This is a genomic window from Halogeometricum limi, from assembly GCF_900115785.1.
GTDB lineage: Archaea > Halobacteriota > Halobacteria > Halobacteriales > Haloferacaceae > Halogeometricum > Halogeometricum limi.
The window spans coordinates 541,941-556,216 of sequence record NZ_FOYS01000002.1; the positions used below are offsets into that span (position 1 = coordinate 541,941).

General features: G+C 66.7%; 12 protein-coding genes. 4 read left to right on the forward strand and 8 right to left on the reverse strand.

Translation table 11 applies throughout. The features are described 5' to 3' along the window. Window positions 1-87: 87 nt before the first annotated feature. A complete protein-coding gene (locus BM282_RS07710; RefSeq protein WP_089878850.1) occupies window positions 88-1,074 on the reverse strand; it encodes a transcription initiation factor IIB in 987 nt (328 codons plus the stop codon). Between the two features lie 178 nt (window positions 1,075-1,252). Here BM282_RS07710 and gatC point away from each other — a divergent pair, with 178 nt between their 5' ends. After that, complete coding sequence (gatC, locus tag BM282_RS07715; protein WP_089878853.1) at window positions 1,253-1,531, forward strand: Asp-tRNA(Asn)/Glu-tRNA(Gln) amidotransferase subunit GatC; 279 nt, start codon at window positions 1,253-1,255, stop codon at window positions 1,529-1,531. Then, window positions 1,532-2,830 carry an Asp-tRNA(Asn)/Glu-tRNA(Gln) amidotransferase subunit GatA gene (gene gatA / locus BM282_RS07720; protein WP_089878856.1) on the forward strand — a complete coding sequence of 433 codons (1,299 nt, stop codon included), beginning with the start codon at window positions 1,532-1,534 and terminating at the stop codon, window positions 2,828-2,830. It abuts the gene before it with no gap. Window positions 2,831-2,894: 64 nt separating this feature from the next. Here the strand turns inward: gatA and BM282_RS07725 are convergent, their stop codons facing one another. Further along, window positions 2,895-3,026, reverse strand: a complete 132-nt coding sequence (locus tag BM282_RS07725; RefSeq protein ID WP_089878858.1) for a transporter — start codon at window positions 3,024-3,026, stop codon at window positions 2,895-2,897. Window positions 3,027-3,119: 93 nt separating this feature from the next. On the opposite strand from BM282_RS07725, the gene BM282_RS07730 reads away from it, so the two are divergent. Next, on the forward strand, window positions 3,120-4,634 hold the full coding sequence (locus BM282_RS07730; RefSeq protein ID WP_089878861.1) for an amidase: 1,515 nt from the start codon (window positions 3,120-3,122) through the stop codon (window positions 4,632-4,634). A 7-nt stretch (window positions 4,635-4,641) separates the two neighbouring features. On the opposite strand, the gene BM282_RS07735 is transcribed toward BM282_RS07730, so the two are convergent. The 3 genes from BM282_RS07735 to BM282_RS07745 all read right to left on the reverse strand — a co-directional run bounded on the left by BM282_RS07735 (window position 4,642) and on the right by BM282_RS07745 (window position 7,912). Continuing rightward, window positions 4,642-5,310 carry a potassium channel family protein gene (locus tag BM282_RS07735; protein WP_089878864.1) on the reverse strand — a complete coding sequence of 223 codons (669 nt, stop codon included), beginning with the start codon at window positions 5,308-5,310 and terminating at the stop codon, window positions 4,642-4,644. A gap of 14 nt (window positions 5,311-5,324) precedes the next feature. Beyond that, window positions 5,325-6,710 carry an APC family permease gene (locus BM282_RS07740; RefSeq protein WP_089878867.1) on the reverse strand — a complete coding sequence of 462 codons (1,386 nt, stop codon included), beginning with the start codon at window positions 6,708-6,710 and terminating at the stop codon, window positions 5,325-5,327. A 230-nt stretch (window positions 6,711-6,940) separates the two neighbouring features. Next, window positions 6,941-7,912: a sulfurtransferase gene (locus BM282_RS07745; protein ID WP_175501427.1), complete on the reverse strand. Its 972-nt coding sequence runs from the start codon at window positions 7,910-7,912 to the stop codon at window positions 6,941-6,943. Between the two features lie 219 nt (window positions 7,913-8,131). On the opposite strand from BM282_RS07745, the gene BM282_RS07750 reads away from it, so the two are divergent. After that, the gene (locus tag BM282_RS07750; RefSeq protein ID WP_089878870.1) at window positions 8,132-9,676 is read left to right on the forward strand and encodes a TrkH family potassium uptake protein; all 1,545 of its coding nucleotides are present in this window, start codon (window positions 8,132-8,134) and stop codon (window positions 9,674-9,676) included. A gap of 63 nt (window positions 9,677-9,739) precedes the next feature. Here the strand turns inward: BM282_RS07750 and trkA (BM282_RS07755) are convergent, their stop codons facing one another. The 3 genes from trkA (BM282_RS07755) to trkA (BM282_RS07765) form a co-directional block, all read right to left on the reverse strand. Beyond that, entirely contained in the window at window positions 9,740-11,077 is a 1,338-nt protein-coding gene (trkA, locus tag BM282_RS07755; protein WP_089878873.1) for a Trk system potassium transporter TrkA, read from the reverse strand. Window positions 11,078-11,211: 134 nt separating this feature from the next. Beyond that, window positions 11,212-12,816: a TrkH family potassium uptake protein gene (locus BM282_RS07760; RefSeq protein ID WP_089878875.1), complete on the reverse strand. Its 1,605-nt coding sequence runs from the start codon at window positions 12,814-12,816 to the stop codon at window positions 11,212-11,214. Window positions 12,817-12,874: 58 nt separating this feature from the next. Further along, complete coding sequence (trkA, locus tag BM282_RS07765; protein WP_089878879.1) at window positions 12,875-14,212, reverse strand: Trk system potassium transporter TrkA; 1,338 nt, start codon at window positions 14,210-14,212, stop codon at window positions 12,875-12,877. Window positions 14,213-14,276: the final 64 nt, after the last annotated feature.

The window sequence follows — 14,276 nt, forward strand, 5'->3', positions numbered from 1 at the left end:
GGAGAGAAGAGAACGGCGCGAAGAATGCGCGAAGAAGACGGCACGAAGAGAAAGCGGCGCGAAGAGCGGAGCGGAGAACCGGAGCGACTACGCGGTCAGGTGGTCTTCGGCTTCCAGCAGTTCGTGATAGCGGTTGCGGATGGTGACCTCGGAGATGTTGGCCACCTCGCTCACCTGACTCTGCGTCACCTTCTCGTTGGCGAGCAACGAGGCGGCGTAGATGGCGGCGGCGGCGAGTCCGACGGGCGACTTGCCCGAGTGGATTCCCTGCTGTTTCGCCGTCTGCAGCAACTGCCGGGCGCGACGCTCGGACTCGTCGCTCAGGTCGAGTTCGGAGGCGAACCGCGGGACGTACTGTTCGGGGTCTGCGGGTTCTATCTCCAACTTCAGTTCGCGGACGACGTAGCGGTACGTCCGCGATATCTCGTCTTTTCCGACCCGCGAGACGCTCGTAATCTCGTCTAACGACCGCGGCGTGCCGGCCATCCGCGCGGACGCGTACAGCGCCGAGGTTGCGACGCCCTCGATGGAACGACCCGGCAACAGGTCGTCGTCGAGTGCGCGGCGGTAGATGACGGAGGCCGTCTCGCGGACGTTGTCCGGGAGGCCGAGCGCGGAGGCCATCCGGTCTATCTCGCCGAGCGCTTGCTTCAGATTGCGCTCTTTGGAGTCGCGGGTGCGGAACCGCTCGTTCCACGTCCGCAGCCGTTCCATCTTCTGGCGCTGGGTCGACGACAGCGAGTTGCCGTAGGCGTCCTTGTTCTGCCAGCCGATGTTCGTCGACAGTCCCTTGTCGTGCATCATGTTCGTCGTCGGCGCGCCGACGCGGGACTTCTGGTCTTTCTCGGCGGAGTCGAACGCGCGCCACTCCGGGCCGTGGTCGACGGCGTCCTCCTCGACGACGAGGCCACAGTCCTCGCACACCGTCTCTCCGTGTTCGGCGTCGGTTACGAGACTCGTCGACCCGCACTCCGGACAGCGAAGCGTCTCGTTCGTCTCTTCGGTCTGGTCCTCTCGGTCGTCCTCGCGCGCGCGTGCGCTACGGGCTCGAAAACTTCGTACGCTTTCAGTCATTTTGTTGGATGCAGAGAATGGGACCGGAGTGTTCTCCGTACGCGTTACAAGGGAAGCACGAGCATATATCTGATGGCTAGCGAACGACGGAATCGAGTTCTGGTCGCCTTCGGTCCGCAAGGGGCCGCCGTCCACCGACACCGAAACCCTTACTCCCGACCCCCGGTACCTCTCGAACATGAGCGATACGCCCGTCGACGCCGAGGAAGTGCGTCACGTCGCGGAGTTGGCGCGGGTGAACCTCGACGAGGACGAAGTCGAGGAGTTTGCCACCCAGTTCGCCGACATTCTCGACTACTTCGACGCCTTGGACGAGGTTCCCGAAGTGGACGCGGAACCGGACCTCGTGAACGTGATGCGAAGCGACGAGGTACGCGACTGCCTCGACCAGTCCGAAGCCTTGGAGAACGCGTCGGACGCAGAAGACGGCTTCTTCAAAGGACCGCGGGTGTCGTAGATGAGCCTGAACATCTTCGTCACCGAAGAGACCGTCGCGGGCGACGACGACGGCCCCCTCGCGGGGAAGACCGTCGCCGTCAAGGACAACATCAGCACCGAGGGCGTCCGCACGACCTGCGGGTCGGCGATGCTGGAGGAGTACGTCCCGCCGTACGACGCCACGGTGGTCGAACGACTCAAAGCGTCCGGTGCGACCATCGTCGGGAAGACGAACATGGACGAGTTCGGGATGGGCGGCACGACCGAAACCTCCGCGTTCGGCCCGACGAAGAACCCCGTCGACGAGTCGCGCGTCCCCGGCGGGTCATCCGGCGGGTCCGCCGCCGCCGTCGCCGCCGGTGAGGCCGACCTTGCACTCGGGACGGACACCGGCGGGTCGGTCCGCAACCCCGCCGCGTTCTGCGGCGTCGTCGGCATCAAACCGACGTACGGTCTCGTCTCTCGCTACGGTCTCGTCGCCTACGCGAACTCCTTGGAACAGGTCGGCCCCATCGGGTCGACCGTCGAGGACGCCGCCGCCCTCTTAGACGTCATCTCGGGTGCGGACGAACGCGACGCGACGACCCGGTTCGACCAGTCGGCGGAGATGGACGCCCACCCCGCCGAAGGCTCGGACTACGCCGCCGCCGCCGACGGCGACGTGGACGGACTGACCGTCGGCGTCATCACGGACCTCCTCGAAGGCGCGGACGACCGCGTCGTCGAGACGTTCGAGGCCGCCGTCTCGGACCTCCGAGCGCAGGGTGCGGACGTCGTCGACGTGAGCCTCGAATCGCTTGAGCACGCCGTGCAGGCGTACTACGTCATCGCGATGTCAGAGGCCTCCTCGAACCTCGCGCGCTACGACGGCGTGCGCTACGGCCTCTCAACCGGGAAGGAGGGGAACTGGAACGACGTCTACGCCGACACCCGCGAGGAGGGCTTCGGCGCGGAGGTCAAGCGCCGCATCCTCCTCGGAACGTACGCGCTCTCTGCGGGCTACCACGACAAGTACTACAAGAAGGCCCAGGACGCCCGCGCGTGGATAAAGCAGGACTTCGACGAGGCGTTCGCCGAGGCGGACGTCCTCGCGACGCCGACGATGCCCGTCCTCCCGCCGGAACTCGGCGAGAGTCTGTCTGACCCCTTGCAACTCTACCTGATGGACGCGAACACCGTCCCGGTGAACCTCGCGAACCTCCCCGCCATCTCCGTGCCGGCGGGCGAAGCGGACGGCCTCCCGGTCGGCCTCCAGCTAATCGGGCCGAAGTTCGGCGAAGAAACGATGATTCGAGCGGCGTCTGCGGTCGAGAACTAGGGTTCGGCGGTTTTTCCCTCCAGGTTTTGCGGGGCGAGCGAAGCGAGTCCCGGAAAAAGTGGCGCTACGTGTCCGCGAACGACCGCAGTGCGACGCCCGCTAGTATCGTCACGAGACCGATTATCGTAGCGATGGGCGGAATCGGGATGAACAGGAACACGACGCCGACGAGTATCACGATGGTCGAGAGCTTCATGTTTTCTTCGACGCACCAGAGGTGGAAAAATCTGTTCGCCGAACGCGGCGAAACGTTCAGGTCGGTCCTCTGAGAGTAGTGCGCACACCACTCATGTCGAACACACCCGCGGACGCGTTCGAGGTGGTCGAGGCCACTGTCTCCGAGGTTCACGCGGCCATGACCGAGGAACGACTCACCGCCGAATCGCTCGTCGACCGCTACCTCGCTCGTATCGACGCGTTCGACGACGAACTGAACGCGGTTCTCACGGTGAACGAGGACGCTCGTGACCGCGCCCGCCGTCTCGACGAGCGATTCGAGGCGGACGGGTTGGTGGGGCCGTTTCACGGCATCCCGGTCGTCCTCAAAGACAATCACGACACCCACGACCTGCCGACGACGGCCGGTGCCGTCGCACTATCCGCGTCCGTCCCGCCGCGGGACGCGTTCGTCGTCGAACGACTCCGCGAGGCGGGTGCGGTCGTCCTCGCGAAGACGAACCTGCAAGAACTCTCGTTCGGCGTCGACACCGTCAGTTCGCTCGGCGGCGCGACGCGAAACGCGTACGACACCGACTACCGGCCCTCGGGGTCGAGTGGCGGCACCGCGGTGGCCGTCGCCGCGAACTTCGCGACGGTCGGCACGGGTTCGGACACCTGTTCGTCCGTCCGGTCGCCACCGGCGTTCAACAATCTCGTCGGCCTCCGTCCGACGCGCGGACTGGTCAGTCGCCGCGGCGTCGTCCCCCTGAGCGAGACGCAGGACACCGTCGGCCCCGTCACGCGGACCGTCGGGGACGCCGCCCGGATGCTCGACGTGGTGGCCGGCCACGACCCGGAGGACCCGGTCACGGCGCGGGGAGCGGACGCGATACCGCCGGACGGGTACGTCTCGCATCTCGACCCGGACGGTCTCGACGGCGCGAGAATCGGCGTCGCACGGCAGTTCTTCGGCGTGCACGACGACGACGCGGCCACGGAGGCGGACGCGACGGCGGTCACGGCCGTCGTCGACCGCGCCGTCGAGGCGATGGCCGCGGCCGGCGCGACTGTCGTCGACCCCGTCGACGTCGTCGACCTCGACCGTCTCGCGAGCGCTCGCGTCATCACGCACGAGTTCGCCCGGGACTTCGAGCGCTACCTCTCCACGCTCGGGGACGCCGCGCCGTACGACTCGCTGGAGGAGGTGCACGCCACCGGACCCGTCACCCCGTCGGTCGCCTCGCGACTCGACTCGGGCGGTATCCTCGACGTCGATACGGCGTCGGTCGAGTCGAACGTCGGCTACCTCCGGCGACTCAGGCGGCGAGAGCGGCTCAGAGAGTCGGTGCTCTCGCGGATGGTCGAAGACGACCTCGACGCTCTGCTCTACCCGCCGTCGAGAGTGCCGCCCGTCGCCATTCCCGACCACCAACCGTTCTCCGAGATGAACTGCGAACTCGCCGCACACACGGGACTCCCGGCCATCGTCCTCCCGGCCGGGGTCACCGACGACGGCCTGCCGGTCGGCGTCGAACTCCTCGGCCGAGCGTTCGGCGAACCGCGACTGTTCGAGTTGGGGTACGCCTTCGAGCGAGCGACGGACCACCGTCGGCCGCCGGAACGGTTCGGTGCGTTAGCGGAGTGACCGGCACTCACCCCCGCATGAGGTTGACCACCTCGTCCATCACGTCGGACTCGACGGCGAGGAGGTAGCTGTTGCCCGCCTCCAGAACGGTGTCGGGGCCGCCGATTCGCTCGCCGTTCGCGTCCACGATGATGAGGCTCCCGCGGGGGAGTCGGACCTCGTCGAGTCGACGGCCCGCGACGGGCGCCCCCGCCGCGACTTCGACCTCCATGATTTCGACGGGGCCGGCGACGTCCTCGATGGTCCTGACGCCGCCGCCCTCTATCTGGTTGGTCGCGGCGCGGGCCCCCAGTCGCTCGGGGAAGACGAGGGCGTCGACGTACTCCTCGTACAGTTCGTCGGGCGTCTCGGTCACCCGCATCACCGTCCGCACGTCGGCCATCCGCTGGGCCGCCGTACAGATGGCGAAGTTGGTCGTCTCGTCGTCGGTGAGCGCGGCGACCACGTCGCTCCGTTCGGGTTGCGCCTGTCGGAGCGTCGCCGGCCGGGCGGCGTCGCCCTCGATGACGGTGGCGACGTAGCGTTCGCTGATGAGCCGACAGCGGTCGGGGTCGGTCTCGACGACGACGACGTCGTGACCGCGGTCGGTGAGCAGTTCGGTCGTTCTGAGCCCCATCTCGCCGCCGCCGGCGACGACGACGCGGAGCGACTGTCGGTCGGTCTCTCGTTGTGACATGGTGTACTGCGGAGTCAGTCCTCCGTCTCTTTCGGTGTGTCGAGCGGTTCTGCTGGCTGTATCTCCACGTCCGTGGGCGTCGCGGGACCCGCCCGACGCGACAGGAGGAGATAGACGCCGCCGCCGAACGCCAGCCAGCCGAGCGCGAGCGCCCACGTGAACGGGTCGATGAACAGGCCGAGAAGCAAGTTGCAGACGATACCGAGAATCGGCGTCACCGGGTAGAACGGCACCTCGAACGGTCGTCTGAGGTCGGGTTGGCGGCGACGGAGACGAATCAGGGCGACGTTGACGATGACGAAGCCGAGAAGCGAGAACAGGCTGGCGAGGTTGCCCACGATGCGGATGGGGACGACGACGACGGCGACGAGCATCACCACCGCGGAGGCGAGGATGGCGACCAGCGGCGTCCCGTAGCGGTGGTGAAACCGGCCGAGGGCCGCCGGGAGTTGTCGCTCGCGCCCCATCGCGAACGCGACGCGCGAGGAGCCGATGACGACGGCGTTGAGCGCCGAGATGGTCGAGAAGACGGCACCGAACGCGATGAGCGCCGCACCAGTCCCAATCACGGGGAACGCGGGCATGAACCCCTCCGCGGCCTGCGCGATGGCCGTCTCGCCCGCCCCGGCGAGTTGCTCCGCGCCGAGCGTTCCGATGGCGACGAAGACGACGAGGAGGTAGACGACGACGGTGACGAGGACAGAGAGGAGAATGGCTCTCGGGATGTTCTTCTGGGGGTTCTCCACCTCTTCGGTCACCGTCGCGATGAGGTCGTACCCCTGAAAGGCGATGAACGTCAACCCCATCGCCGGGAGGACGGCCAGCGCGCCCTCGGTGAAGAGCGGGTCGAACTCGCCGACTTCGGCGGCGGTCAGGCCGAAGGCGACGAACACGCCGAGGATGGCTATCTTCACGAGCGTGATGGCCGTCTCGCCGCGTCCCGACGCCTCCGTCGACAGCGCGTTCAACGCGACGAGGACGACGACGGCACCGAGTGCGTACGCGACCGGTGGTCCGGGGAGGCCGACGCCGTAGATGTGGCCGAACTCCACGAAGTTCGAGGCGAACCCGAGCGCGTACAGCGACCCCGCTATCATGTAGGTGAACCAGCGCGTCCACCCCATCACGAACGCGACGGGCGCGGAGAACACCTCGCGCACGTAGGCGTAGCCGCCCCCGTTCCGGGGGATGGCGGCCGCCAACTCGGCGTACGACAGCGCCGTGAACGCCGTCACGCCGCCGTTGAGCGCGAACGCGACGAGGGCGGCGGGACCGGAGATGTCGACGGCCAGTCCGGTCAGGACGAATATCCCCGCACCGATCATCGCGCCGATGCCGACCATCGTCGCGTCGAGTAGCGTCAGGCTCGTGACGGGCGCTCGCTCACCGGCTTTGCTCACCCTCGCACCTCCGGTTGGTGGTCCGGTTCAACGACCACGAGATGCGACGACGCCGAGAGACGTGGCTGGCGACCACCATGGTGTACGATAACGTAGCGCTCGGACGTAAACGGTCGGGTCGCCGGGACATCCGGTCTTCGGTGTTTCGTCGTTTCGACCCCCGCGACGTCAGACGACGCAGAACGTGACAGCGACGGCTTCCGAGCGAGTCGGAACGCTCCAGCGAGTCACTACTCTTTCGCGTCGGCGGACGCCGGGTCCTCGACGTCGACGGCGACCGGTTGGCGGACGAGGTTGCCCCACTCGGTCCACGACCCGTCGTAGTTCGTGACGTCCCAGCCGAGCAGTTCGTGCAGCGTGAACCACGTCAGCGAGGACCGCTCCCCGATGCGACAGTACGTGACCACCTCGGACTCACCCTCGATACCGCTCTCGGCGTACACCGACCGAAGTTCGTCTCCGCTCTTGAACCGGCCGTCGTCGTCGAGGTTCTCCTTCCAAGAGACGTTCGTCGCCCCCGGGATATGTCCCGCCCGACGCGCCGTCTCCGTGCTCCCCTCGGGTGCGACTATCTCGCCGCAGTACTCGGCCTCCGAACGGACGTCGACGAGCGGTATCTCGGGGTCGTCGCCGACGGCGGCGCGGCCCTCGGCGGAGGACTCGCCCTCGATGGCGGCGACGTCCTCGACGCGCCCCAGATACGCCCGGAGGCCCTCGTTCGGTCCCGCGGAGTCGTACTCTCGCCGGGAGAACGAGGGTTCGTCGTCGGTCGTCGGATAGCCTTCGTCGACCCAGTAGGCCCGTCCGCCGTCGAGTAAGCGGACGTCCTCGTGGCCGTAGTATTTGAACTGCCAGTAGGTGTACGCGGCCCACTGGTTGGACTCGTCGCCGTAGAGGACGACAGTCGTGTCCTCCGTGATTCCCGCGTTCTCGACGACGTCCTCGAACGCCGCCCGCTTCAGGACGTCGCGTTCGACGGAGTCCTGGAGGTGCGTCCCCCACCGGAACCCGACGGCACCCGGGATGTGGCGCTCGGCGTAGGACTCCTCGTACTCGATGTCGGCCTCGACGAGTCGGTAGTCCGGGTCGTCGGATGCGAACTCGTCGAGGTGGTCGGAGAGCCACTCCGGCGAGACGAGAGCGTCGTCGTTCCCGCCGTGCGTCTCGGCTATCTCGGGGTCGGAGCGTTCTGCGTCGCTCATCATCTCGTGCGAAGTCCGCTCTCGGGGTAACGGCTGTGCCTGTATATGTCGGCGTCGCGGGTGGGGACGAGGATGGACGCGAGAGCGAGTCTGCGGACGGACGTGAGAACAACGGTGAACCCGGAACCGGACCGTGCGGTGTGGTGACGTCCATCTGACTAATCGAGCCGATACCTACAGAGTGATATGCCTGCTACCGGTGTGTCTTTCCTGAGATCAATGAGCGCTACTTTCGACGTCTACGTCGACTACCGGACGAGCGTCGGGTTTCTCGGGTCCGTCATCAAGTACATGGCGATACCCCCCATCTTTCCGGCGGCGGTCGCCCTCTACTACGGCGAGAGTCCGCTTCCGTTTCTCGTCACCATCGCCGTGATGGTGGGTCTCGGGGCGGGTCTCGAACGGTTGCGGTCGACCCCGGACCTCGGCCACCGCGAGGCGTTCCTCCTCGTGAGTCTGACGTGGTTGGTGCTTCCGGTGCTCGGAACCGTCCCGTACCTCGTCGCCGGGCAGGGAACTGTCGCCCACCCCGTCAACGCGCTGTTCGAGAGCATGAGCGGATTCACGACGACGGGCGCGACCGTCCTGGGAGAGATATCCTTCGAGACGCACTCGCGGTCGATACTGATGTGGCGGCAGGTGACCCAGTGGCTCGGCGGGATGGGTATCATCGTTCTGATGGTCGCTATCCTGCCGGAACTGTCCGTCGGCGGCGCGCAGGTGATGGACCAGGAGTCACCCGGCCCCTCTCTCGACAAACTGACGCCGCGGATTCGTGACACCGCCAGCGCCCTCTGGCGCATCTACATCGGCTTCACCGTCGCGGCGGCCGTCGTCTACTACGGACTCCACCTCTCGGGACTCGCGCCGAACATGGACCTGTACAACGCCGTCGCGCACGCCCTCACGACGATGCCGACGGGGGGGTTCTCGCCCGAAGCGCGGAGCGCGGAGGCGTTCTCACCGGCGGTTCAGTGGGCGATTACGGCGTTCATGGTGGTCGCGGGGACGAACTTCGCGCTGTTCTGGTACGTCCTCTCAGGGGAACCGAAGCGACTGACGAGAAACGCCGAGTTCCGCGCGTACCTCGCGATGATGGCCGCCGTCAGCGTCGTCCTCGGCGGTCTCCTGTTCACCGGCCTCGGCCTCGACGCGACGCCGTCGAACGTCCTCCCGATTCCGGGCAACCTCGAACACTCGCTTCGACACGCCGTCTTCCAGACGGCCGCCATCGTGACGACGACGGGCTATGCGAGCATGGACTTCAACACGTGGGACCAGTCGGCGCAACTCGTCCTCCTCTTGGCGATGTTCCTCGGTGGCTCGGCGGGGTCTGCGGCCGGGTCCGTGAAGATAATCCGCTGGTACGTCGTCCAGAAGACCATCCGACGGGAACTGTTCACGTCGGTCCATCCGGACGCCGTGCTCCCGGTTCGGTTATCTGACGACGTGGTCGACGAGTCGACCATCCGCGGGTTGTTCGTCTTCGTGACGACGTTCCTCACCATCTTCGCCGTCTCGACCGTCGTCATCTACATCGACAGCCTGCGAATCGGGCTGGAACTGTCGGCCATCGAAGCCGTCGGCGCGGCCATCGCGACGCTCGGCAACATCGGACCGGGCGTCGGCGTCGCCGGACCGATGAACAACTTCCTGCCGTTCTCGGCGTTCTCGAAGCTGTACATGGTGCTCTTGATGTGGATCGGCCGACTGGAGATTCTCTCGGTCCTCATCGTCTTCACGCCGGAGTACTGGCGGGCCTGAGCGCGGCCGAGCGGTCGTTCAGACGGAGCGCGTTCGGACGGGGCGCGTTCGGACGGGGCGCGTTCAGATGGCCGCGGTGACGGCTTCTGCTCTCTCGGCGTCGACGAAGAGGACGACGTGGTCGCCGCTCTGGATGACCGTCTCGCCGCGCGGCGAGAGCAGTTCCCTCCCGCGCACTATCGCGCCGACGACCACGTCGCCCGGAAGGTCGGGGACCGACTCTCGGATGGGACGCCCGACGAGTCCGCTGTCGTCGTCGACTTCCACTTCGAGGACTTCGGCTCTGTCGTCCTCGATGAACGCGAGTTTCTCGGTCGTGTTCTCGCGGGTGAATCGGGTTATCTCCTCTGCGGTCACCGTACGGGGGTTCACCGCGACGTCGACGCCGACCGTCTCGAACAGGTCGCGGTACTCGCCCGTCTCGACCACCGCGACGGTCTGACCCGCCCCGAGTCGCTTCGCGAGTAAGGAGACGAGGAGGTTCTTCTGGTCGTTGTCGAGGGCGGCGACGACGGCGTCGGCCTCGCCGAAGTTCTCCCGGTCCAGCGCGTTGGCGTCCGTCGCGTCGGTCTGCAAGACGACGGTGTCGGCGAGCGACTCCGCGAGTTCCCGGGCGCGCTCTGCGTCCTGTTCGACGAGTCGCGGAGAGATACCGCGCTCTTGCAGGAGTCTGGCGGTCTGGAACCCGATTTCGCCGCCGCCAACGACGAACACCATCTCGGCCTCGCCCGCCGTCTCGTCGGGCGTCGCGGTCGACGCGAACTCGTGGACCGTCTCCGACGGCCCGATGACGACGACGCGGTCACCCGCCTGCAGTCGACTGTCGCCGCGTGGTAACTCCACCGTCTCCCCGCGGAGGATGGCCGCGAACGTGAGCATCTCGTACCGGTCAGCCTCGCGGACCGTCTGGCCGACGAGGGGGCTGTCGTCGTCTACCTCGAACTCGGCCATCTCGACGAGACCGTTCGCGAACCGTTCGACGTCGACGGCCGTCGGAAGCCCGATTATCTTGACGATGTCCTCCGCGGTCAAGAGGTTCGAGCAGACCATGAAGTCCACGCCGAACGTACCCGGCGCGCGCTCCCACGTCCGGAGGTAGCCGTACTGTTTGACTCGCGCGATGGTGAAGGCGTCTCCGAGCGCCTTCGCCGTGCCGCAGGAGGCGAGATTCGTCTCGTCGTCGTCGGTGCTCGCCACGAGGAGGTCGGCCGCTCCGACGTCCGCGTCCTCCAGCGTCTCTATCGACGCGGCGTCGCCCGCGACGGCGAGGACGTCCAGCGAGTAGTTCAGTTCCTCGACCCGGTCTGGGTCGTGGTCGACGACGACCACCTCGTGCGAGTCACAGAGACTCGCCGCGATGTTCGAACCGACCTCTCCGGCACCGACGATTACGACGCGCACGGTCTCCTCCCGCGGGGGTGCAGCATACTGCAGGAGTGACGCAGCACGTTCATCAACGTTGCTTCTCCGGCGGCGTCTCGCCCGCCGTCGTCACCACGGACGCCCGAAACGGAGTCGTCCGCGCCGACACGCGCTCAGCGCCGCCAGTACTCCGGCGTCAAGAGCACGAGGACGGGCAGAATCTCCAGTCGACCGAGCCACATCAGCCCGACCATGAACAGTTTGCTCGCGTCCGAGAACGCGAGGTAACTGCCCATCGGACCGACCGCACCGAACCCCGGTCCGACGTTACCGAGCGTCGAGGCGGCGGCGGACATCGTCTCTAACACCGAGAGGTCGAGTCCGGAGCGCGCGGCGTCCAAGAACAGGAGTCCGGCGGCGACGAAGAAGATGACGACGTACAGCAGCGTGAACGCGTAGATACCGCGAATCGCGCGTTCGTCGAGGGCGCGGCCGCCGAGTCTGACGGGGCGAATCGCGTCGGGGTGAGCCGTCGTGAACAGTTCCCGACGGATGGATTTCAGGATGACGTACCAGCGGACTATCTTCACCGCGCCGCCGGTCGACCCCGCGGACCCGCCGATGAACATCGCGAAGAGGAGGAGATACTGCGCGACCGGACTCCACGCGTTGAAGTCCATGCTCGCGTAGCCCGTCGTCGTCACGATGGAGACCACCTGGAACATCGACTGCCGGACGGCGGGTTCGAGTTGGCCGACGACGCGGCCGGTGAACTCCGAGAGGTACGCGGCGTCGAACGTCGAGCCGGCGGGGACGGCGTTCGCGAATCCCGCGCCGGTGAAGAGAACGACCGAGAGGATGGCCGTGAGCGTGGCGATGACCCCGACGTAGAAGCGAAACTCCGTATCCTCGAAGACGCGCCGCGGGTCGCCGGTCAGCGCGTGCCAGAACAGCGCGAAGTTCGTTCCGGCGGCGACCATGAACGGGATGATAATCCACTGGGCGGCCGCCGAGAACTCCTCGATGCTCCGCGCTTCGGGCGAGAATCCCCCCGTCGGCATCGTCGTGAGGGCGTGCGCGACGGCGTTGTACAACGTCATGCCGTCGTCGACGCCGAGGAGGAACAGTCCGTACAGGAGGGCCGCTTCGAGGACGGTCAGCCCGAGGTACGCACCCCACAGCGCGCGGGCCGTCTCCGCGATTCGAGGGGTGAGTTTCTCGATGCCCGGCCCGGGCGCTTCGGCGTCCATCAACTGCGCGCCGCCGACGGACAGTTCCGGCAGGATGGCGACGGCGAGGACGACGATTCCCATCCCGCCGAGCCACTGGGTCACCTGCCGCCACATCATGATACTGCGGGTGTGCGTCTCGAAGGAGATGTCCCCCAGAACTGTCGCGCCCGTCGTCGTGAACCCGCTCATCGCCTCGAACAGCGCGTTCGCGGGGTTACCGAGCGTCGAGGCCGGATGGGCCGGAGGTGCGACTCCGGGGATGCCGAGCGCTTCGACGAGGTACGGGACGGCCCCGACGGCGGTGACGGCGAACCACGTCAGCGCGACCATGAGAAATCCCTCGCGGGCGCGGATGTCCGGGTCGGGTTCGAGTCGCTCCATCGCCGTTCCGAGAGAGAACGTCAGAAGCATCGTGACGGCGAAGGGGACCACCGTCTCGCCGTAGTACAGCGCCACCAGGAGCGGTACGCACAGCGGGACTGCGAGATACTTGAGGACGGTCCCGACGAGACTGACGCTCGCTCGATAGTCGACGCGTAACTTCATCTGAGAGGCTGTCTCCGTCGTCTCGTGCCGGAGGGTATTATTTTACGGAACGGTCGGGTCACAGCTGCGGCGTCACGTCGCCGACGACCGACGTGTCGACGAAGACGACGACGTGGTCGCCCGCCTCGATGACGGTGTCCCCGCGCGGCGTGATGAACTCGTGGTTGCGCGTTATCGCGCCGATGACGACGCCCTCCGGGAGGTCGCGGACGGACTCGCGAATCTCGCGTCCGGCGAGGACACTCGCGTCGTCGACCTCTATCTCCAGCACTTCGGCCTTGTCGGACTCGATGAGCGCGACGTTCTCGGCGTCTCCCTCGCGGGTGAAGCGGGTTATCTCCTCGGCGACGACTTCGCGCGGACTCACGCCCACGTCGACGCCGACGGCCTCGAACAGTTCGACGTACTCCGTGGTGTCGATGACGGCGACGGTGCGTTCGACGCCGAGGCGGGCGGCTAAGAGTGAGACGAGGAGGTTCTTCTCGTCCGATTCGAGGGCGGCGACCACGAGGTCCGCGTCGCCGATGTGCTCGCGTTCGAGGAACTCCATGTCCGTCGCGTCGGACTCCATCACCACCGTCTCCGGCAGGTCCTCCGCGAGTTGCCGCGCCCGGTTGCCGTCCCGTTCGACGAGTCGAGGGTGGAACCCGCGCTCTTCGAGGAGTCTGGCGACTTGGTAGCCGACTTCGGACCCGCCGACGACGACGACCTCTTCTGTGGTCCCCGGCGACTCGTCGGGCGCGACGGTGCGAGCGAACTCCTGAACGCTCTTCGGCGTCCCGATGACGACGACGCGGTCACCCGGTTGGATGACCGTCTCACCGCGCGGAATCTCCACGGTGCCGTTCTTGAGGACGGCGGCGAAGGTCAACGCGTCGAAGCGGTCCGCTTCGCGAACCGTGACGTTCGCGACGGGACTGTTCTCTGCCACCTCGAACTCCGCCATCTGCACTTCCCCCCCGGCGAAGGGGTCGACGTCGCGGGCCGCCGGGAGGCCGATGATGCGGACGATGGACTCCGCGGCCAGCAGGTTCGTACAGACCATGAAGTCGATGCCGAACGCCTTCTTCGAGCGTTGCCACGTGCGGAGGTACTCGGTGTTCTTCACCCGCGCGATGGTGAAGGCGTCGCTGATGGCCTTCACGGTGGAGCAGACGACGATGTTCGTCTCGTCGTTGTCGGTGGAGGCGATGACCATCCCGGCGTCCTCGACGCCCGCCTGTTCGAGCGTCGAGACGGCGGTGCCGTCGCCCGCGATGCCGAGGACGTCGTACGAGTAGTTTATCTCCTCGATGCGTTCTTCGTCGCGGTCGACGACGACGACTTCGTGGGTGTCTTCGAGGTCGGACGCGATACTCGACCCGACCTGTCCGGCGCCGACGATGACGACACGCATCAGGAGTTCCCTCCGGCTAGCATTACTGTCACGGGTTGTTGGCGGAGTGGTATTCCTCTTTCGC

Coding starts and splice junctions, on each gene's coding strand:
- BM282_RS07710 (WP_089878850.1), bottom strand. CDS start 1,074: ATGACTGAAAGCGTACGAAGTTTTCGAGCCCGTAGCGCACGCGCGCGC.
- gatC (WP_089878853.1), top strand. CDS start 1,253: ATGAGCGATACGCCCGTCGACGCCGAGGAAGTGCGTCACGTCGCGGAG.
- gatA (WP_089878856.1), top strand. CDS start 1,532: ATGAGCCTGAACATCTTCGTCACCGAAGAGACCGTCGCGGGCGACGAC.
- BM282_RS07725 (WP_089878858.1), bottom strand. CDS start 3,026: ATGAAGCTCTCGACCATCGTGATACTCGTCGGCGTCGTGTTCCTGTTC.
- BM282_RS07730 (WP_089878861.1), top strand. CDS start 3,120: ATGTCGAACACACCCGCGGACGCGTTCGAGGTGGTCGAGGCCACTGTC.
- BM282_RS07735 (WP_089878864.1), bottom strand. CDS start 5,310: ATGTCACAACGAGAGACCGACCGACAGTCGCTCCGCGTCGTCGTCGCC.
- BM282_RS07745 (WP_175501427.1), bottom strand. CDS start 7,912: ATGAGCGACGCAGAACGCTCCGACCCCGAGATAGCCGAGACGCACGGC.
- BM282_RS07750 (WP_089878870.1), top strand. CDS start 8,132: ATGAGCGCTACTTTCGACGTCTACGTCGACTACCGGACGAGCGTCGGG.
- BM282_RS07760 (WP_089878875.1), bottom strand. CDS start 12,816: ATGAAGTTACGCGTCGACTATCGAGCGAGCGTCAGTCTCGTCGGGACC.
- trkA (WP_089878879.1), bottom strand. CDS start 14,212: ATGCGTGTCGTCATCGTCGGCGCCGGACAGGTCGGGTCGAGTATCGCG.